Here is a 17,854-nt window from a genome sequence, read left to right on the forward strand (position 1 = left end):
GCGCGTTCCCTCATCCCTCGCTACTCCACGGTCACGGACTTCGCCAGATTGCGTGGCTGGTCCACGTCGTTGCCGCGGGCCGTGGCCAGTTCGCAGGCGAAGACCTGGAGCGGCACGGTCGACACCAGCGGCTGGAGCAGCGTAGGCGTAATGGGGATCCGGATCAGATGGTCGGCGTACGGGACGACCGCCTCGTCGCCCTCCTCGGCGATCACGATGGTGCGGGCGCCACGGGCCCTGATCTCCTGGATGTTCGACACGATCTTGTCGTGCAGCACCGACCGGCCGCGCGGCGACGGCACCACCACGACGACCGGGAGGTCGTCCTCGATGAGCGCGATCGGGCCGTGCTTGAGCTCACCGGCGGCGAAGCCCTCGGCGTGCATGTACGCGAGCTCCTTGAGCTTCAACGCGCCTTCCAGGGCCACGGGGTAGCCGACATGGCGGCCCAGGAAGAGCACGGTGTCGTGACCGGCGAGGGATCGGGCGAGTTCGCGCACCGGTTCCATGGTCTCCAGGACCTGTTCGACCGCGCCGGAGATCTCGGAGAGCTGGCGGATGACGGTGCGGATCTCGTCGCCCCACTTCGTGCCCCGGATCTGCCCGAGGTACAGGGCGACGAGGTAGCAGGCGACCAGCTGGGTGAGGAATGCCTTGGTGGAGGCGACGGCGACCTCGGGGCCGGCGTGCGTGTAGAGCACGGCGTCGGACTCCCGGGGGATGGTGGAGCCGTTCGTGTTGCAGATGGCGAGGACCTTCGCGCCTTGTTCGCGGGCGTGCCGCAGGGCCATCAGGGTGTCCATCGTCTCGCCGGACTGCGAGATCGCGACGACCAGGGTGCGGTGGTCGAGGATCGGGTCGCGGTAGCGGAACTCGCTGGCCAGCTCGGTCTCGCAGGGGATGCGGGTCCAGTGCTCGATGGCGTACTTGGCGATCATCCCGGAGTGGAACGCGGTGCCGCAGGCCACGATGACGACCTTGTCGACCTCCCGCAGCTCGTGCGGCGGGATGCGGACCTCGTCGAGGTGGAGGGAGCCCGCGCCGTCGATCCGTCCGAGGAGGGTGTCGGCCACGGCCTTCGGCTGCTCGGCGATCTCCTTGAGCATGAAGTAGTCGTGGCCGCCCTTCTCGGCGGCGGAGACGTCCCAGTCCACGTGGTAATTGCGGACCTCGGCCGGCCGTCCGCCGAAGTCGGTGACGGTGACGCCCTCCCGGCGCAGCTCGACCACCTGGTCCTGGCCCAGTTCGATCGCGGAGCGGGTGTGCGCGATGAACGCGGCGACGTCGGAGGCCAGGAACGACTCGCCCTCCCCCACCCCCACCACGAGCGGTGAGTTGCGCCGGGCCCCGACCACCGTGCCGGGCGCGTCCGCGTGCACGGCGACGAGGGTGAAGGCGCCCTCCAGCCGGCGGCAGACCTGCCGCATCGCCTCCGCCGGGTCGGCGCAGGCGGAGAATGCCTCGGCGAGCAGATGAGCGACGACCTCGGTGTCGGTCTCGGAGGCCAGATCGTGGCCGCGCTCGGCGAGTTCGGCGCGCAGCGCGGCGAAGTTCTCGATGATCCCGTTGTGCACGACGGCGACCCGGCCCGCGTTGTCCAGGTGCGGGTGGGCGTTGGCGTCGGTGGGGGCGCCGTGGGTGGCCCAGCGGGTGTGCCCGATCCCGGTGGTCCCGGCCGGCAGTGGCGCCTCGGCCAGCGCCTTCTCCAGATTGACGAGCTTGCCGGCCCGCTTCGTCGCGGCCAGGCCGCCGTCCGCGAGGACCGCGATGCCCGCCGAGTCGTAACCCCGGTACTCAAGACGCTTGAGCCCCGCGACGACGACGTCCTGCGCCGACTGCCCACCGACGTAACCGACGATTCCGCACATAACGTTCCCTTCGTGCCACTTCCCCCTTTTCTTCGCATCGTCGCAGAAGGCGAACGGGGCGGCAGGGAGGACGGCGTGGCGCGTGCGGCGGGCGGCCGGCGTCGAGGCGGAGCTCAGCGGGGGCTGCAACTGGAGCCGGGGCAGCGGCGGCCGGTGGATCTTCAACGCCGGACCCCGGCACCACTCCCCCGTCGGCTTCCGGCCGCACCCGGGGCACCTCCGCGTTCGGCCGTTTCCCGCCCTGCCCCCGCCCGCCCCGCCACCGGCAGAACCCGTGAGGACCACCGCCGGATCCGGGCGCACGCACGGCCCCGCATACCCTGTGAACCTTTCCGGACCCTGCGGGGAACAAGGGGTGACACGCCCACCCGACGAGCCCCAGGAGCCGATGTGACCGGACCGCCGGCCAGCCCCGACGACGATGCCGAGGTCATCGCACAGTCGCTGGAGGAACCCGAGATCTTCGCCGGGCTCTACGACCGTCACGCACCGGACATCCACCGCTATGCCGCCCGCCGCCTCGGGGAGGGCGCGGCGGACGACATCACGGCGGACACCTTCCTCATCGCCTTCCGCTCCCGGCGCCGCTTCGACCGCTCCCATCGCAGCGCCCGCCCCTGGCTGTACGGGATCACGGCGAACCTCATCGGCAAGCACCGGCGCAGCGAGGAGCGCGCGCTGCGCGCCCTGGCCCGTACCGGTCAGGATCCGGTGGCCGCGTCCTGGAGCGACCGTTGCGACGACCGGATCGCCGCCCAGGCACCGCTGGCGGCGGCCCTCGCCGCGCTCTCGCCCGGCGACCGCCACGTACTGCTGCTCGTCGCCTGGGCCGACCTCGGGTACCAGGAGGTCGCCGAGGCGCTGGGCATCCCGCTCGGCACCGTACGTTCCCGGCTCAATCGCGCCCGCCGCAGAGTCCGGGCGGCCCTCGGCACGGACCCCTCGTTCACGCCCGACGCCCTGGAGCTGAGCCCGTCATGGACGAAATGACCAAGCTGCGCGAGCTCCGGGCGGACGTGCCGGTACCCGACCGCGGGGCGCTCGCCCCCGGCCGGCAGCGGCTCACCGACGCCGCGGCCTCGGGCCGCCGGGCCCGCCGTCTGCGGGCCGACTGGCGGGTCGCGGCGGTCGGCGCGGCAGCGGCGATCACCGTGGCGGCGGTGCTCGGCACCCAGCTCGGGGACGCCGCGGCGCCCTCCCGCTCCGGGCCCGCGTCGACCGCCGGAACCCTGCGGCTGGACAGCCCGGCCGAGGTGCTGAACCGGGCCGCCGACGCACTGGAGAAGCAGCCGGCCGGGCCGGAGCCGCGCGACGACCAGTGGATCTACACCAGGACGGCGCAGGTGGCCTCGCAGGGCAACCAGAACGGCGCGGCCGTCGGGCCCGTCACCCACGACCCCGACAGCTGGGTTCCGTACGACAACTCCGCCGCGGCCAAGAACGGCAAGGACTCCGACTACCGCACGGCCCGCCAGGTCTACCGGGCCGCCGACAAGCTGCCCGACGACCCGGCGCGGCTGCTGGCGAAGGTCCGCTCGTTCTACCCGACCGGCAACACGGCCGAGAGCCCGCCCGAGGCCGAGGCCCAGCACAGCTTCCGCGCGATCGGGCTGATGGCCGAGGCGTACCCGATCACCCCGGCCGCCCTCGCCCGGATCTACCGGGCCATGGCCACCATCCCCGGCGTGCACGTCACCGACCACCTGGTGAAGGACGCGGCCGGGCGCGAGGCCATCGCCATCACCCGCAAGGAGGACGGCAGTCATGAGCAGCGGGAGATCCTGCTCGACCCGCACGACTTCAGCTACGTAGGTCTGCGTTTCGTGGTCGCCGAGGACTACGCGTACACGCTCTCCGACGGCAAGGTGGAGCGCCAGACCTTCAACTTCAAGGCAGGACAGATCCTCACGAGCGAGGCGCGGATCAAGGCCGCCGTCGTCGACGCCAAGGGCGAGAAGCCCTGATCCCCACGGGGCCGTGAAACCGGGGCCGGTGTCCGCCGCAGGGGAGCGGACACCGGGCCCCGCCGACGGCGGCGGGCGACCCGGGGTGCATCATTGCGTCGCCGCCGGCCGGCGCCGATACCCGGCAGGCCGGCCGAGACTCTGGGGGTGGGGCGCGTGTCCGGCGCCGAAGGACCGGCCACGCCGTCGCAGCGCCCTCCCTGGGACCTGCGGCCCTCCCGGCCGCTCCCGGGCCCGCCCCCGCCCGGGCGGGGCCTGTCGAACAGGGCCGCCGTCGCGCTGGGACTGTCCGTCGGCGCGGCCCTCGTCGTACTCGTGCCCCTGGGCCTGTTCGTCCTGGTCCTCCTCCTGCGCTTCGTGAACGTGCCCCCGGCGCCCGACGGCCCGCCGCTCGTACTGGCGCACAGCCGGCTTCAGGGCACCTGGCAGGACGACGACGGCGGCCGGCTCGTCCTGGCGGCGGACGGCACCTTCAGCGCCACGGACGTCTGCGGCGACTACACGGACGCCGCCACCGGTGACAGCTCCGGGTTCGGCTTCCCCTCCACGATGAGCGGGACCGGCATCTGGGAGTCCGGCACGTACGCGTCCCGGGACGACGCGACGGAGGTGTCCACCGAGTTCGCCCCCGGCCGGGTCAGCGGCCGGCTGGAGGCCAGGGGGACGCCCGGCTCGCCGCTCCTGTGGACCTACATCGGCGACCCCGACGACGGAGACCTCTGCGTACTGAGAAAGGTGGGCACCGAGCCGTGAACGCCGCCCCCGCCCCACCCCACGTGACCGAGCCCACCCCCCACTGCGTCAGAACTCCCGCAACAATGAACCCGTGATCACTTCGCCGCCACGGAGCACCCACCGACGCGCCGAGCATGCGGCGACGCCGTACGTCGATCTGTCCCGCGCCGAGTGGAGCGCCCTGCGCGACAGGACTCCGCTGCCGCTGACCGCCGACGAGGTGGAGCGGCTGCGCGGCCTCGGGGACGTCATCGACCTCGACGAGGTACGGGACGTCTACCTGCCGCTCTCCCGGCTCCTCAACCTCTACGTCCAGGCCACCTCGGGCCTGCGCGGCGCCCTGAACACCTTTCTCGGGGACGCGGGCAACGGCCACGGCGCGCAGCGAGGCACCCCGTTCGTCATAGGCGTCGCGGGCAGTGTCGCGGTCGGCAAGTCCACCACCGCGCGCATCCTCCAGGCGCTGCTGGCCCGCTGGCCCGAGCACCCGCGCGTCGAGCTGGTGACCACGGACGGGTTCCTGCTGCCGATGAAGGAGCTCCGGGCCCGGGGGCTGATGTCGCGCAAGGGGTTCCCCGAGTCGTACGACCGGCGTGCCCTGACCCGGTTCGTCGCCGACATCAAGGCCGGCAAGGACGAGGTGACCGCCCCCGTCTACTCACACCTGATCTACGACATCGTGCCGGACCAGCGGCTCACCGTACGCCGCCCCGACATCCTGATCGTCGAGGGGCTGAACGTGCTCCAGCCCGCGATGCCCGGCAGCGACGGCCGGACCAGGGTCGGTCTCGCCGACTACTTCGACTTCAGCGTGTACGTGGACGCGCGCACCGAGGACATCGAGACCTGGTACCTCAACCGCTTCCGCAAGCTGCGCGACACCGCGTTCCAGGACCCGTCCTCCTACTTCCGCAAGTACACCCAGGTCTCCGAGGCGGAGGCCATGGAGTACGCGGCGACGATGTGGCGGACCATCAACAAGCCCAATCTGGTGGAGAACGTCGCACCCACCCGGGGCCGTGCCACCCTGGTGCTGCGCAAGGGCCCGGACCACAAGGTCCAGCGGCTGTCCCTGCGCAAACTCTGAGCCTCCCGGGAGTGGCCGCGTGCTGCATCTGCGCCTGATCGTCCCCGCCGACCGTACGGACGAGGTGCTGCACCTGGTGGAGAACACCCTCGGTACGACCCATCTCGTCGTGCTGACCGGGGCCGCCCGCAACCCGGCGGGCGACATGATCCTGTGCGACGTGGCCCGTGAGGCGGGCGACGATCTGATCTCCGCGCTGCGCCGGCTCGGGATCGACAAGTCCGGTTCGATCACCGTCGAGAACATGGACCTGACGCTCTCCGCGCACGCCGACAAGGCCGAGGAGGACGCGCCGGGCGAGGGCGCGGACGCGGTGCTGTGGGAGGAGCTGACGGAGGCGACCCACGAGGAGTCGACGTTCAGCGTCACGTACGTGGCGTTCCTCACCGTCGCGACGATGCTCGCCGCCTGCGGTGTGATGCTCGACAACGCGATCCTGATCGTGGGCGCGATGGCGGTCGGCCCGGAGTTCGGCCCGCTGGCCGGGATCTCCACGGCCCTGGTGCAGCGCGCTCCACGACTGGCGCTGCGTTCCCTGTACGCCCTGATCGGCGGCTTCGCCGTGGCGATGGTGCTGACGGCCGGGTTCGCCTGGCTGATGGACGCCTTCGGGCTGTTCACCCGCTCGATGATCGAGGCCGACCGCCCCAACACGGCGTTCATCTGGAAGCCGGACGCGATGTCGTTCGTGGTGGCTTTCCTGGCCGGGATCGCCGGGACGCTCTCGCTCACCTCGGCTAAGTCCGGGGCGCTGATCGGCGTCGCCATCTCGGTGACGACCGTGCCGGCCGCGGCCAACGCGGCGGTGGCGTTCAGCTACAGCGACTACCACCAGATGTCGGGCTCCACGAGCCAGCTGCTGGCGAACCTGGGCGGAATCGTGGTCGCGGGAACGCTGACCCTGCTGGTCCAGAAGGCCCTGTGGGCCGCCCACCGCCGCCGGACGGGCCCCGCCACGAGCCCGTCCGGCGACCAGGGGTCCTCGAAGCGGGCCTAGGGCCTCTCGTCCGGATCATGCCGGGCTCGCGTGCCCCGGTGCCGCGCCTCGCCGCGTTGTCGTCGGCCGCCAGGGCTCCTTTCCCGAGCCCTCGGCTCCGCTCGACCAGGGGAGAGCCCATCCGACTCCCTCCTCCGCCTTGCGATCCACGACACCGGACCCCGCTCCCTGATCCGGCCCGATCCAGACGAAAGACCCTAGCCCAGCGCGGACTTCACGACATCGGCCAGCCGCTCGGCGATCGCCCGGGCCTGCTCGATGTCGGCCGCCTCGACCATGACCCGCACCAGCGGCTCGGTGCCCGACTGGCGCAGCAGTACGCGCCCGGTGGAGCCCAGCTCACGCTCGGCCTCGGCCACGGCCGCGGCGAGCTCCGGGGAGGTACCGACCCGGGACTTGTCGACGTCGCGGACGTTGATCAGCAGCTGCGGCAGCCGCTGCATGACCCCGGCCAGATCGGCGAGGGTACGGCCGGTGGCGGCGACCCGGGCCCCCAGCAGCAGGCCGGTCAGCGTGCCGTCGCCGGTCGTGGCGTGGTCCAGGACGATGACATGGCCGGACTGCTCGCCGCCCAGCGCGTAGCCCTCGGCCTTCATCGACTCCAGTACGTAGCGGTCGCCGACGGCGGTCTGGACGAGCTGGATGCCCTCCCGCTCCATCGCGATCTTGAAGCCGAGGTTGGACATGACGGTGCCGACCACGGTGTCCTTGCGCAGCTGCCCGGCCTCGCGCATGGCGAGGGCCAGGACGGCCAGGATCTGGTCGCCGTCGACCTCCTCGCCGGTGGCGTCCACGGCCAGGCAGCGGTCGGCGTCGCCGTCGTGCGCGATGCCGAAGTGGGCGCCGTGCTCGACGACGGCGGCCTTCAGGGGCTCCAGGTGGGTGGAACCGCAGCCGTCGTTGATGTTCAGGCCGTTCGGGTCCGCACCGATCGTGATGACCTCGGCACCGGCCCGCGCGAAGGCCTCGGGCGAGACCCGGGAGGCCGCTCCGTGCGCCTCGTCGAGCACGACCTTCAGCCCGTCGAGCCGGTTCGGCAGGACCGCGACGAGGTGGGCCACGTAGCGGTCGAAGCCCTCCGCGTACTCGGTGACGCGCCCCACACCGGCACCGGTCGGGCGCTCCCACGGCTCGCCGGAGCGGTGCTGCTGGTAGATCGACTCGATGCGGTCCTCCAGCTCGTCGGAGAGCTTGTGACCGCCGCGCGCGATGAACTTGACACCGTTGTCCGGCATCGAGTTGTGGCTCGCGGAGAGCATCACACCGAGGTCGGCGCCCAGTGCACCGGTGAGATACGCCACCGCCGGGGTGGGCAGCACACCGACGCGCAGGACATCCACGCCGGCGCTGGCGAGACCGGCCACGACGGCGGCCTCCAGGAACTCTCCGGACGCGCGTGGGTCACGGCCCACCACGGCTGTCGGCCGGGTTCCGTCGAGGGTGCTCCCCTCGGCGAGAACATGCGCCGCCGCGACCGAGAGACCGAGCGCCAGCTCGGCCGTCAGATCCGCATTGGCGACACCGCGCACACCGTCCGTGCCGAAGAGTCGTCCCACTGGTGTCCTCCGAAGATGCTCCGAAACCGCAAAACCAAATCAACCAAAGCAAAGCAACACAGCAACAGGATGCGCGGAACAGCGCGCACCGACCGCCGGGCAACACAAAGCCATCACAAACAAGCCTATGAACGTCTTATGCCGTTATACGCCCGAGGGTGCCGATAAACGAACGCCCCGGCAGCACGAGAAGTGCCGCCGGGGCGAACGTGTAAAGCAGGTGAGCAGGCGGTTTAGCGCTTGCTGTACTGCGGGGCCTTGCGGGCCTTCTTGAGACCGGCCTTCTTGCGCTCGACCGCACGGTCGTCACGGGAGAGGAAGCCGGCCTTCTTCAGCGGGGCGCGGTTGTTGTCCACGTCCGCCTCGTTCAGCGCACGGGCCACGCCGAGACGCAGGGCGCCGGCCTGACCCGAGACGCCGCCACCCGAGATGCGGGCGATGACGTCGTAGCGGTTGTCGAGCTCAAGCACCTTGAAGGGCTCGTTGACTTCCTGCTGGTGCACCTTGTTGGGGAAGTAGTCCTCAAGGGTGCGACCGTTGATCTTCCACTTGCCGGTGCCCGGAACGATCCGGACGCGGGCGATGGCGTTCTTCCGACGGCCAAGGCCGGCGGCGGGCTGCGGGTCGCCGAAGCGGGACGCCAGCGACTCGCTGGTGTACTCGCCCTCGACGGGAACCTCGGACTCGAAGGTGGTCACCTCGGCGAAGACCTCTTCGCCCTCGGTGCCCTCGATGGGGTTCTCAACAGTGGTCTCGGCCACGATTCTCCTCAGATCTTTCTTTTGGTCTTAGGGGGAGGCCGGAACTACTGCGCGACCTGGGTGATCTCGAACGGGACCGGCTGCTGAGCAGCGTGCGGGTGCTGGTCGCCCGCGTAGACCTTGAGCTTCGAGAGCATCTGACGGCCCAGGCTGTTCTTGGGGATCATGCCCTTGATGGCCTTCTCGACGGCCTTCTCGGGGCTCTTGGCGAGCAGCTCGTCGTAACGGACGGAGCGGAGACCACCCGGGAACCCGGAGTGGCGGTACGCCATCTTCTGGGTCTTCTTGTTGCCGGAGAGGTGAACCTTCTCGGCGTTGATGATGATGACGAAGTCGCCCATGTCCATGTGGGGGGCGTAGATCGCCTTGTGCTTGCCGCGGAGGAGGTTCGCGGCCGTGGTGGCCAGACGACCCAGGACGATGTCCTGCGCGTCAATGATGTGCCACTGGCGCGTCACATCGCCGGGCTTGGGGCTGTACGTACGCACTTCGTAGCCTTCGCTTCTTCAGTGGATGGGGGCCAGACACATGGCACCTCTGAAGCGATCATGCAGCTGGGGCTCACAATGCCGGGGACGCTGCCCGTATGCGAGCCACTGGTAACTGCTCCAGAGAACCTACGTAAGGGCCCTACGCGTGAGAACGACGAAGCCAATACGCATAACAATCGACGAGACTACCCGCCCCGCCCCGGACGGGTCAAAACGCGTGGCCCTCGGGCGGGCGGCAGCGGGGTTCCCCGGCCTGGCCGGCCCCGCTGCCGGGGGTTCCGTCCTCAATCGCCGGACGGGCTGGCCGGTACGGGTTTCCCGCGGGGGTGCGCCTCGGACCGTGGCGCAACCGCGTCACCGCGCCCGCTCCACCCTCCGCTCGTCCCACACCGGTTCCGCCGTCTCGCGTACGACTCCGTCGGAGCCGAACACCAGGTAGCGGTCGAAGGACTTCGCGAACCAGCGGTCGTGGGTGACGGCCAGCACCGTTCCCTCGTACGCCTCAAGACCGTCCTGGAGGGCCTCCGCCGACTCCAGGTCCAGGTTGTCCGTCGGCTCGTCGAGGAGGAGCGCGGTCGTGCCGGCCAGTTCCAGGAGGAGGATCTGGAACCGTGCCTGCTGGCCGCCGGACAGCTTCTCGAAGGGCTGGTCGCCCTGCCGTTCCAGCTCGTAGCGGCGCAGCACGGACATCGCCCCGCCGCGGTCCTTGGCGTGCTCGGTCCACAGGATCTCGACGAGGGTGTGCCCGAGCAGCTCCGGGTGGGCGTGGGTCTGTGCGAAGTGGCCGGGCACGACCCGGGCCCCGAGCTTCCACTCCCCGGTGTGCGCGACCGGCTCGCCCGCGAGGAGCCGCAGGAAGTGCGACTTGCCCGAGCCGTTCGAGCCGAGGACGGCGACCCGCTCCCCGTAGAAGACCTCCAGGTCGAACGGCTTCATCAGGCCGGACAGCTCAAGGTTCTTGCAGGTCACCGCGCGTACCCCGGTCCGGCCGCCGCGCAGCCGCATCTTGATGTCCTGCTCGCGCGGCGGCTCCGGCGGCGGGCCCGCGTCCTCGAACTTCTTGAAGCGGGTCTGCATCGCCCGGTAGCGGGACGCCATGTCGGGGCTGATCGCCGCCTGCTGCCGCAGCCGGTGGACCAGCGCCTTGAGCCGGGCGTGCTCCTCCTCCCAGCGCCGCAGCAGCTCCTCGAACCGGGCGAACCGGTCCTTGCGGGCCTGGTGGTACGTGTCGAAGCCGGCGCCGTGCACCCACACGTCGCTGCCCGCCGGGCTCGGCTCGACACTGACGATCTTCTCGGCGGCCCTGGAGAGCAGCTCGCGGTCGTGCGAGACGAACAGGACCGTCTTACGGGTCTCCTTGAGCCGGTCCTCCAGCCATCGCTTGCCGGGCACGTCGAGATAGTTGTCCGGCTCGTCGAGCAGCAGCACCTCGTCGGGCCCCCGCAGCAGCGCCTCCAGCACCAGCCGCTTCTGCTCACCGCCGGAGAGCGTGCGCACCTCGCGCCACTGCGCCTTCTCGTACGGGACGCCGAGCGCGGCCATGGTGCACATGTCCCAGACGGTCTCGGCCTCGTACCCGCGGGCCTCCGCCCAGTCGCTCAGGGCCTGCGCGTACTTCATCTGCGCGGCCTCGTCGTCGACGGTGAGGATCAGCTCCTCGGCCCGGTCGACCGCGAGGGCCGCCTCCCTGATGCGCGGCTGGGACACGGAGACGAGCAGGTCCCGGACCGTGCGTTCGTCCCGCACCGAGCCCACGAACTGCTGCATCACCCCGAGCCCGCCGCTCACCGAGACGGAGCCGCCGTGCGGCTGGAGGTCCCCGGCGAGCAGCCTGAGCAGCGTCGTCTTACCGGCCCCGTTGGCCCCCACCAGGGCGACCACGGCCCCGTCGGCCACCCGGAACGAGGCATCGCCGAGCAGCACCCGCCCGTCCGGTAGGTAGTACTCGAGATGGCCCGCTTCAAGATGTCCCATACACAGCATTGTCACGGCCCGCGAAGCCCTGGCCCAACCGGTTTACGTCTCCTCTAGGATCGCGGCATGAGCTTTGGGCAAGGGGGGCCCTCCTGGGGGCCCGGGGGCACACAGACTCCGGACTGGGCAGCGCTGGCCGACGAGTCCGCCGCGCGCAAACGGCGCAAGAAGTGGCTGCTGATCGGCGGTGGCGTGCTCGCCACCGCGGCGATCGGCGCGATCGTGGCCACCGCCGTCATCTCGACCAACAAGAACAACAGCCCCACCGGCTCCGGCAAGAACGCGAGCGAGCTGCCCGCGCCGAGCGACCTGCCGAACGAGACCGCCGAGCCCGAGCCGTCCTTCTCCTCGGTGGCGCCACCGCCCCCGCCGAACCCGAAGGACTACATCTCCGACGCGAAGAAGGACCGGGCGCCGATCACCGCCGACGCCTTCTTCCCCGGCAAGAAGCTGACGATGGGCGACCGCGTCTACGCCAAGGGCGCGACGCAGCAGACGAAGAACTGCGCCGCGACCACCAAGGGCGCGCTCGGCTCGATCCTCGTGAACAACGGCTGCGACCAGGTGATCCGGGCCACGTACAGCAAGGACGGCGTCGCCGTCACCGTCGGCCTCGCGGTCTTCCGGACGGAGGCCCAGGCCAAGAAGGCGGCCCGGCAGGCGAGCGGCAGCATCGCCACGCTGAGCGGCGGGGGCGTACCGGCCTTCTGCCCCGCCGGCTCGGTCTGCCGCCGCACCGCGAACTCCTACGGCCGTTACGCCTACTTCGCCATCAGCGGGTTCACCAACGGCAAGAGCGTCACCACGGCCGACAAGAAGGTCTACGCCACCGGCGACGACCTGACGAACTTCACGTTCCGTCAGATCCACCGCCGCGGCGAGCTCCAGGCCTCCGCCGCGGCCACCGCGCAGCCCGGCTGACGCACCCTCAGCAGCATCCGTCCCCGGGAAGCGTCCGCACATTGCGCGCCTCCCGGGCGCGGGCGGCCAGCAACTCGTCGGCGGGGTAGGCCACTTCCTCCAGCGTCAGTCCGTGCGGACGCACCACGTGCACGCCGGGGTCGCGGACACGGGCCGCGAGTACCTGGGCGGGCCACTCGGCGGGACGGCGCCCGTCGCCCACGAAGAGCGCGGCGCCGATCAGCGCGCGGACCATGTTGTGGCAGAACGCGTCCGCCTGCACGGTCGCCGTCATGATGCCGGTCGCCCCGTCCCGGACCCAGCTCAGCTTCTGCAGCGTACGGATGGTCGTCGCGCCCTCGCGCTTCTTGCAGTACGCGGCGAAGTCGTGCTCGCCGACCATCCGGGCAGCCGCCTCGTTCATGGCGGTCACGTCCAACGGCCGGTCGTGCCACAGCACATGACCGCGCAGCAGCGGATCCACCCCGCCGGGACGGTCGGCGACGCGGTAGGCGTAACGACGCCACAGCGCCGAGAACCGGGCGTTGAAGCCCTCGGGGGCCGGTGCGATCCGCCAGATCCGTACGTCCGGCGCCATCCGCCCGGCCATCCGCCGCAGCAGCTTGTCGCCGTGCTCGGCCCACACCTCGTCCGGCAGGTCGACATGCGCGACCTGGCCCCGGGCGTGCACCCCGGCATCGGTCCGGCCGGCGACGGTCAGGTCGTACGTCCGTGAGGAACGCGTCACGGTCCGCAGCGCGTCCTCGATCTCGCCCTGGACGGTCCGCCTGGCGGTCTGCTTCGCCCAGCCCGAGAAGTCCTTGCCGTCGTACGCCAGGTCCAGCCGCACCCGTACGAAGCCGGGCTCCACCTCGTCACTCACCCATGGGTCCTTTTCTACCGGTGCACGCGGCACACGCGGGTACATGCGGAACGGGCCCGCACCGCCCCGAAGGGTGGTGCGGGCCCGTCCAGTGGTCTCAGAACGCTCAGGCGTCCTTCGACTCGGCGTCGTCGGCCGGCTTGGCGTCCTCGACGGCCTCGGCCGGAGCCTCGTCCTTCTTGAGGGCGTCTTCCTTGACCGCACGCTTCGTCGCGGCCTCGGCCTCACCGGTGGCCTGCTGGGCCACGGTCAGCGCCTCGACCAGCTCGATGACCGCCATCGGGGCGTTGTCGCCACGACGGTTGCCGATCTTGGTGATGCGGGTGTAACCACCGGGGCGGTTCTCGTACCGCGGGGCGATCTCGGTGAAGAGCGTGTGGACGACGCCCTTGTCCGTGATCGACTGCAGCACCAGGCGACGGTTGTGGATGTCGCCCTTCTTCGCCTTGGTGATGAAACGCTCGGCGACCGGACGCAGGCGACGGGCCTTGGCCTCGGTCGTGGTGATGCGGCCGTGCTCGAACAGCGACTTCGCGAGGTTGTTGAGAAGCAGCTTCTCGTGCGCGGCGCTGCCGCCCAGACGGGCACCCTTGGCGGGCTTCGGCATGGTGTTTCTCCTTGTGTGCTGCACCGGCCGTATCAGGTACCGGTGTCAGTTCCCGTGCAACGGTCGCCGCACGGAAGTCTTGGTCGGCCGCACGCACCCGACATCGAGCCCCAGCCCGAAAATCAAGCCCGTCCGGCGGTTGAGGACAGAGCCTCACCCCGGCCGGGGCACCCGGGATCCCAGGCGCCCCGGCCGGAGGCGGATCAGTACTGCTCGGTCTCCACGAAACCGGCGTCCGCGTCGTCGTCGGCGCCGAAGGCGTCGGCGGCGGCGGTCGGGTCGAAGCCGGGAGGCGAGTCCTTCAGCGCGAGGCCCATACCGGCCAGCTTCGCCTTGACCTCGTCGATCGACTTCGCACCGAAGTTGCGGATGTCGAGCAGGTCGGCCTCGGAACGAGCCACGAGCTCACCCACGGAGTGGATGCCCTCACGCTTGAGGCAGTTGTACGAACGGACCGTGAGCTCAAGCTCCTCGATCGGCAGCGCCAGATCGGCGGCGAGCGCGGCGTCCGTCGGGGACGGGCCCATGTCGATGCCCTCGGCGTCGATGTTGAGCTCGCGCGCCAGACCGAACAGCTCGACCAGGGTCTTTCCGGCCGAAGCCATGGCGTCACGCGGACGCATGGCCTGCTTGGTCTCGACGTCGACGATCAGCTTGTCGAAGTCGGTGCGCTGCTCGACACGGGTCGCCTCGACCTTGTACGTGACCTTGAGCACCGGCGAGTAGATGGAGTCGACCGGGATACGGCCGATCTCCTGGCCCACCTGCTTGTTCTGGACGGCGGAGACGTAGCCGCGACCGCGCTCGACGGTCAGCTCCATCTCCAGCTTGCCCTTGCCGTTGAGCGTGGCCAGGACCAGGTCCGGGTTGTGGACCTCGACACCGGCCGGCGGGGCGATGTCAGCAGCGGTGACCAGGCCGGGGCCCTGCTTGCGCAGGTACATCACGACCGGCTCGTCGTGCTCCGAGGAGACGACCAGCTGCTTGATGTTGAGGATGAGGTCGGTGACGTCCTCCTTGACGCCCGGCACGGTGGTGAACTCGTGCAGGACACCGTCGATCCGGATGCTGGTGACAGCAGCGCCGGGGATCGAGGAGAGGAGCGTACGGCGAAGAGAGTTGCCGAGGGTGTAGCCGAAGCCCGGCTCCAGCGGCTCGATGACGAACCGGGAGCGGAACTCGTCAACGACCTCTTCGGTCAGCGACGGACGCTGAGCGATAAGCATGTTGCGTTCCTTCAGTCGTGGGCGCCCACTATTTGACGCCCCCAGATACTGACAAGGGTACGGGCGGCACGACCCCGAAGGGGCCGTACCGCCCGGACCCACGAGCTACTGCCTGGAGCAGAGCCCGGAAGAATCAGACGCGGCGACGCTTGGGCGGGCGGCATCCGTTGTGCGGGGTGGGGGTGACGTCCTGGATCGAACCGACCTCCAGGCCGGTGGCCTGGAGCGAACGGATCGCGGTCTCGCGGCCGGAGCCCGGACCCTTGACGAAGACGTCAACCTTGCGCATGCCGTGCTCCTGCGCGCGGCGGGCGGCCGACTCGGCGGCCATCTGCGCGGCGAAGGGGGTGGACTTGCGCGAGCCCTTGAAGCCGACGTGGCCGGCGGAGGCCCAGGAGATCACGTTGCCCGAGGGGTCCGTGATCGAGACGATCGTGTTGTTGAACGTGCTCTTGATGTGCGCGTGGCCGTGAGCGACGTTCTTCTTTTCCTTGCGACGCACCTTCTTGGCTGCGCCCTGACGACCCTTGGGGGGCATGTCTTGACTCCAGATGGAGAGGGGAGGTGATCGGTCCTACAGCGAAGACCGCTGGTTGCTGCGGATGACCGGTGGCCCGGACGCCCGCAGTGCGTCCGCTGAGGACTACTTCTTGCCCGGCTTCTTCTTGCCGGCGATCGCGCGACGCGGGCCCTTGCGGGTACGAGCGTTCGTGCTGGTGCGCTGGCCGTGGACCGGCAGGCCGCGGCGGTGACGCAGACCCTGGTAGCAGCCGATCTCGACCTTGCGGCGGATGTCGGCCTGGATCTCGCGACGGAGGTCACCCTCGGTGCGGAGGTTGGCGTCCACGTACTCGCGGATCTTGACCAGGTCCTCTTCGGCCAGGTCACGAACGCGGGTGTTGGGGTTCACGCCAGTGGTGGCGAGAATCTCCTTGGACCGGGTGCGCCCGATACCGAAGACGTAGGTGAGGGCAACCTCCACGCGCTTTTCGCGCGGGATGTCAACACCTGAAACGCGTGCCATTCAATGGCTCCAGTTGTTAATTCGGGGGTCTTCCGCAGTGCCGCTCCCGATCGCCGACCTCTCGTGACGAGAGGTGGTACGCCCGGGTCCCCGGCCCCCACCGGAGGTGTCGTCAGCCGAAGCTTGGACGGACTCTGCGTATGTACGTTTTACGTGCGTCGCGCGAAGTGCTGCGAGATGCAGGGGGTCGTGCGTCAGCCCTGGCGCTGCTTGTGGCGCAGGTTGTCGCAGATGACCATGACCCGACCGTGACGGCGGATCACCTTGCACTTGTCGCAGATCTTCTTGACGCTCGGCTTGACCTTCATGGGATGTCAGGTTCTCCGGGTCAGTGCCGTCACCGCGCAGGAGCGAGGTGCAGGCAAGATCTACTTGTAGCGGTAGACGATCCGGCCACGCGTCAGGTCGTACGGGGAGAGCTCCACGACGACCCGGTCATCCGGAAGGATTCGGATGTAGTGCATCCGCATCTTGCCGCTGATGTGCGCGAGGACCTTGTGACCGTTCTGGAGTTCCACCTTGAACATGGCGTTCGGGAGGGACTCGATCACGGTGCCCTCAATTTCGATGGCACCTTGCTTCTTGGCCACGCTTCGCCTTTCGAATCGGCTACCTTGATCGACTTTCGGCATCGCATGCGGACACACTGATGCACGACAGCCGACGAGTCAGTCTACGTCAGCGGACCCCAAAAGACGAATCCGTCAAGTTTGCCCACCGGAGGAGATCCTTAGACCTCGACAAGCGGGTCAAATCCCCCCGGGGCCGTCAGCCGAGCGGATCCGGCGCCGCCTCGATGCCGTACTGCGCCAGCTTCGCCCTGCCGCAGTCGGGGGCGGTCAGGACCAGGGGGCCCTGCTCGGTGAGGGCGATCGAGTGCTCCCAGTGGGAGGACCAGGTGCCGTCCGTCGTGATGACCGTCCAGTCGTCCTGGAGCACCTCGGTCTGCGCCGTACCGAGCGAGACCATCGGCTCGATGGCCAGGCAGACGCCGGGGACCAGCTTGATGCCCTTGCCGCGTTTGCGGGCGACGTAGTTCAGCAGGTGCGGGTCCATGTGCATCTCGGTGCCGATGCCGTGGCCGCCGTAGTCCTCGATGATCCCGTACTTGCCGGTGGCGGGGCGGGGCTGGCGGCGGATGTAGGTCTCGATCGCCTTCGAGATGTCGACGAGGCGGTTGTTCACCTTCATCGCGGCGATGCCGGCCCACATGGACTCCTCGGTCACCCGGGAGAGCTCGACCAGCTCCGGTGCGTGACCGGTGCCGACGAAGGCCGTGTACGCGGCGTCACCGTGCCAGCCGTCGACGATCGCGCCGGCGTCGATGGAGATGATGTCGCCGTCCTTGAGGACCGTCTTGTCGTCCGGGATGCCGTGGACGACGACCTCGTTGACCGAGGTGCAGATGGTCGCGGGGAACCCTCCGTAACCGAGGAAGTTCGACTTCGCACCGTGGTCGGCGATCACCTTGCGGGCGACCTGGTCCAGGTCCAGCGTGGTGGCGCCGGGCACCGCCGCCTCGCGGGTGGCCGCGTGAATGGCAGCGACCACCAGCCCCGCCTCGCGCATCTTCGCGATCTGCTCGGGGGTCTTGATCTGCACCATTGCGCGGCGCCTCTCTGCATCGGACTGCATCGAACGGTGATGTCTGCGGCGTACTCACACAACGATACGGCGCAAACAGTCGGGGGGGGGGGGGCCGGTGGGCGCCGGCGCCCGCACGAAGACTGCAGGTTGAGCGGACCCGCCACGTGGGGGGTTTGTTGAGAACACGCGGCCCC

Annotated in this window: 19 protein-coding genes; 6 read left to right on the forward strand and 13 right to left on the reverse strand. The window is 69.9% G+C overall.

What is annotated here, in order from left to right:
• Window positions 1-20 precede the first annotated feature (20 nt).
• A complete protein-coding gene (gene glmS, locus ACFVH0_RS21905) occupies window positions 21-1,868 on the reverse strand; it encodes a glutamine--fructose-6-phosphate transaminase (isomerizing) (RefSeq protein WP_385822493.1) in 1,848 nt (615 codons plus the stop codon).
• A 390-nt stretch (window positions 1,869-2,258) separates the two neighbouring features.
• Between glmS and ACFVH0_RS21910 the strand changes: the two genes are divergently transcribed.
• The 5 genes from ACFVH0_RS21910 to ACFVH0_RS21930 all read left to right on the forward strand — a co-directional run bounded on the left by ACFVH0_RS21910 (window position 2,259) and on the right by ACFVH0_RS21930 (window position 6,651).
• The gene (locus ACFVH0_RS21910; protein WP_385822494.1) at window positions 2,259-2,858 is read left to right on the forward strand and encodes an RNA polymerase sigma factor; all 600 of its coding nucleotides are present in this window, start codon (window positions 2,259-2,261) and stop codon (window positions 2,856-2,858) included.
• A complete protein-coding gene (locus ACFVH0_RS21915; RefSeq protein ID WP_385822496.1) occupies window positions 2,846-3,832 on the forward strand; it encodes a CU044_5270 family protein in 987 nt (328 codons plus the stop codon). Before ACFVH0_RS21910 ends, ACFVH0_RS21915 begins: the two co-directional genes overlap by 13 nt.
• A gap of 147 nt (window positions 3,833-3,979) precedes the next feature.
• On the forward strand, window positions 3,980-4,585 hold the full coding sequence (locus ACFVH0_RS21920) for a hypothetical protein (protein WP_385822497.1): 606 nt from the start codon (window positions 3,980-3,982) through the stop codon (window positions 4,583-4,585).
• Between the two features lie 73 nt (window positions 4,586-4,658).
• Complete coding sequence (coaA, locus tag ACFVH0_RS21925) at window positions 4,659-5,654, forward strand: type I pantothenate kinase (protein ID WP_385822499.1); 996 nt, start codon at window positions 4,659-4,661, stop codon at window positions 5,652-5,654.
• A 19-nt stretch (window positions 5,655-5,673) separates the two neighbouring features.
• Window positions 5,674-6,651 (forward strand): DUF389 domain-containing protein, encoded by a 978-nt coding sequence (locus ACFVH0_RS21930; RefSeq protein WP_385822500.1) that lies wholly within the window; start codon window positions 5,674-5,676, stop codon window positions 6,649-6,651.
• A gap of 197 nt (window positions 6,652-6,848) precedes the next feature.
• On the opposite strand, the gene glmM is transcribed toward ACFVH0_RS21930, so the two are convergent.
• From glmM to ACFVH0_RS21950, 4 genes are all read right to left on the reverse strand, one after another.
• Window positions 6,849-8,207: a phosphoglucosamine mutase gene (gene glmM, locus ACFVH0_RS21935; RefSeq protein ID WP_385822503.1), complete on the reverse strand. Its 1,359-nt coding sequence runs from the start codon at window positions 8,205-8,207 to the stop codon at window positions 6,849-6,851.
• 233 nt (window positions 8,208-8,440) lie between these two features.
• Window positions 8,441-8,968 carry a 30S ribosomal protein S9 gene (gene rpsI / locus ACFVH0_RS21940; RefSeq protein ID WP_030979658.1) on the reverse strand — a complete coding sequence of 176 codons (528 nt, stop codon included), beginning with the start codon at window positions 8,966-8,968 and terminating at the stop codon, window positions 8,441-8,443.
• Window positions 8,969-9,012: 44 nt separating this feature from the next.
• Window positions 9,013-9,456, reverse strand: a complete 444-nt coding sequence (gene rplM / locus ACFVH0_RS21945) for a 50S ribosomal protein L13 (protein ID WP_072486702.1) — start codon at window positions 9,454-9,456, stop codon at window positions 9,013-9,015.
• A gap of 357 nt (window positions 9,457-9,813) precedes the next feature.
• The gene (locus ACFVH0_RS21950; protein ID WP_385822547.1) at window positions 9,814-11,442 is read right to left on the reverse strand and encodes an ABC-F family ATP-binding cassette domain-containing protein; all 1,629 of its coding nucleotides are present in this window, start codon (window positions 11,440-11,442) and stop codon (window positions 9,814-9,816) included.
• Window positions 11,443-11,499: 57 nt separating this feature from the next.
• Between ACFVH0_RS21950 and ACFVH0_RS21955 the strand changes: the two genes are divergently transcribed.
• Complete coding sequence (locus ACFVH0_RS21955) at window positions 11,500-12,354, forward strand: hypothetical protein (RefSeq protein WP_385822505.1); 855 nt, start codon at window positions 11,500-11,502, stop codon at window positions 12,352-12,354.
• Between the two features lie 7 nt (window positions 12,355-12,361).
• On the opposite strand, the gene truA is transcribed toward ACFVH0_RS21955, so the two are convergent.
• From truA to map, 8 genes are all read right to left on the reverse strand, one after another.
• Entirely contained in the window at window positions 12,362-13,216 is an 855-nt protein-coding gene (gene truA / locus ACFVH0_RS21960) for a tRNA pseudouridine(38-40) synthase TruA (protein ID WP_385822506.1), read from the reverse strand.
• 106 nt (window positions 13,217-13,322) lie between these two features.
• A complete protein-coding gene (gene rplQ / locus ACFVH0_RS21965) occupies window positions 13,323-13,823 on the reverse strand; it encodes a 50S ribosomal protein L17 (protein ID WP_072486706.1) in 501 nt (166 codons plus the stop codon).
• A gap of 203 nt (window positions 13,824-14,026) precedes the next feature.
• Window positions 14,027-15,049: a DNA-directed RNA polymerase subunit alpha gene (locus tag ACFVH0_RS21970; protein ID WP_003966937.1), complete on the reverse strand. Its 1,023-nt coding sequence runs from the start codon at window positions 15,047-15,049 to the stop codon at window positions 14,027-14,029.
• 133 nt (window positions 15,050-15,182) lie between these two features.
• On the reverse strand, window positions 15,183-15,587 hold the full coding sequence (rpsK, locus tag ACFVH0_RS21975) for a 30S ribosomal protein S11 (RefSeq protein WP_003956432.1): 405 nt from the start codon (window positions 15,585-15,587) through the stop codon (window positions 15,183-15,185).
• Window positions 15,588-15,692: 105 nt separating this feature from the next.
• On the reverse strand, window positions 15,693-16,073 hold the full coding sequence (gene rpsM, locus ACFVH0_RS21980; protein ID WP_018519286.1) for a 30S ribosomal protein S13: 381 nt from the start codon (window positions 16,071-16,073) through the stop codon (window positions 15,693-15,695).
• 194 nt (window positions 16,074-16,267) lie between these two features.
• Window positions 16,268-16,381, reverse strand: a complete 114-nt coding sequence (rpmJ, locus tag ACFVH0_RS21985) for a 50S ribosomal protein L36 (RefSeq protein WP_003956441.1) — start codon at window positions 16,379-16,381, stop codon at window positions 16,268-16,270.
• A 60-nt stretch (window positions 16,382-16,441) separates the two neighbouring features.
• Window positions 16,442-16,663, reverse strand: coding sequence for a translation initiation factor IF-1 (gene infA / locus ACFVH0_RS21990; RefSeq protein ID WP_003956442.1), 222 nt, complete (start codon window positions 16,661-16,663; stop codon window positions 16,442-16,444).
• Between the two features lie 178 nt (window positions 16,664-16,841).
• Entirely contained in the window at window positions 16,842-17,678 is an 837-nt protein-coding gene (gene map, locus ACFVH0_RS21995; protein WP_385822508.1) for a type I methionyl aminopeptidase, read from the reverse strand.
• Window positions 17,679-17,854: the final 176 nt, after the last annotated feature.

Origin of the sequence: Streptomyces sp. NPDC127117, from assembly GCF_042677325.1 — a bacterium.
GTDB lineage: Bacteria > Actinomycetota > Actinomycetes > Streptomycetales > Streptomycetaceae > Streptomyces.

What these genes read in the sequence shown, in the direction of transcription:
- glmS (WP_385822493.1), bottom strand. Translation starts at nt 1,868, where the DNA reads ATGTGCGGAATCGTCGGTTACGTCGGTGGGCAGTCGGCGCAGGACGTC.
- rpsK (WP_003956432.1), bottom strand. Translation starts at nt 15,587, where the DNA reads ATGCCCCCCAAGGGTCGTCAGGGCGCAGCCAAGAAGGTGCGTCGCAAG.
- ACFVH0_RS21955 (WP_385822505.1), top strand. Translation starts at nt 11,500, where the DNA reads ATGAGCTTTGGGCAAGGGGGGCCCTCCTGGGGGCCCGGGGGCACACAG.
- map (WP_385822508.1), bottom strand. Translation starts at nt 17,678, where the DNA reads ATGGTGCAGATCAAGACCCCCGAGCAGATCGCGAAGATGCGCGAGGCG.
- rplQ (WP_072486706.1), bottom strand. Translation starts at nt 13,823, where the DNA reads ATGCCGAAGCCCGCCAAGGGTGCCCGTCTGGGCGGCAGCGCCGCGCAC.
- ACFVH0_RS21915 (WP_385822496.1), top strand. Translation starts at nt 2,846, where the DNA reads ATGGACGAAATGACCAAGCTGCGCGAGCTCCGGGCGGACGTGCCGGTA.
- ACFVH0_RS21950 (WP_385822547.1), bottom strand. Translation starts at nt 11,442, where the DNA reads ATGCTGTGTATGGGACATCTTGAAGCGGGCCATCTCGAGTACTACCTA.
- ACFVH0_RS21970 (WP_003966937.1), bottom strand. Translation starts at nt 15,049, where the DNA reads ATGCTTATCGCTCAGCGTCCGTCGCTGACCGAAGAGGTCGTTGACGAG.
- rpmJ (WP_003956441.1), bottom strand. Translation starts at nt 16,381, where the DNA reads ATGAAGGTCAAGCCGAGCGTCAAGAAGATCTGCGACAAGTGCAAGGTG.
- rpsM (WP_018519286.1), bottom strand. Translation starts at nt 16,073, where the DNA reads ATGGCACGCGTTTCAGGTGTTGACATCCCGCGCGAAAAGCGCGTGGAG.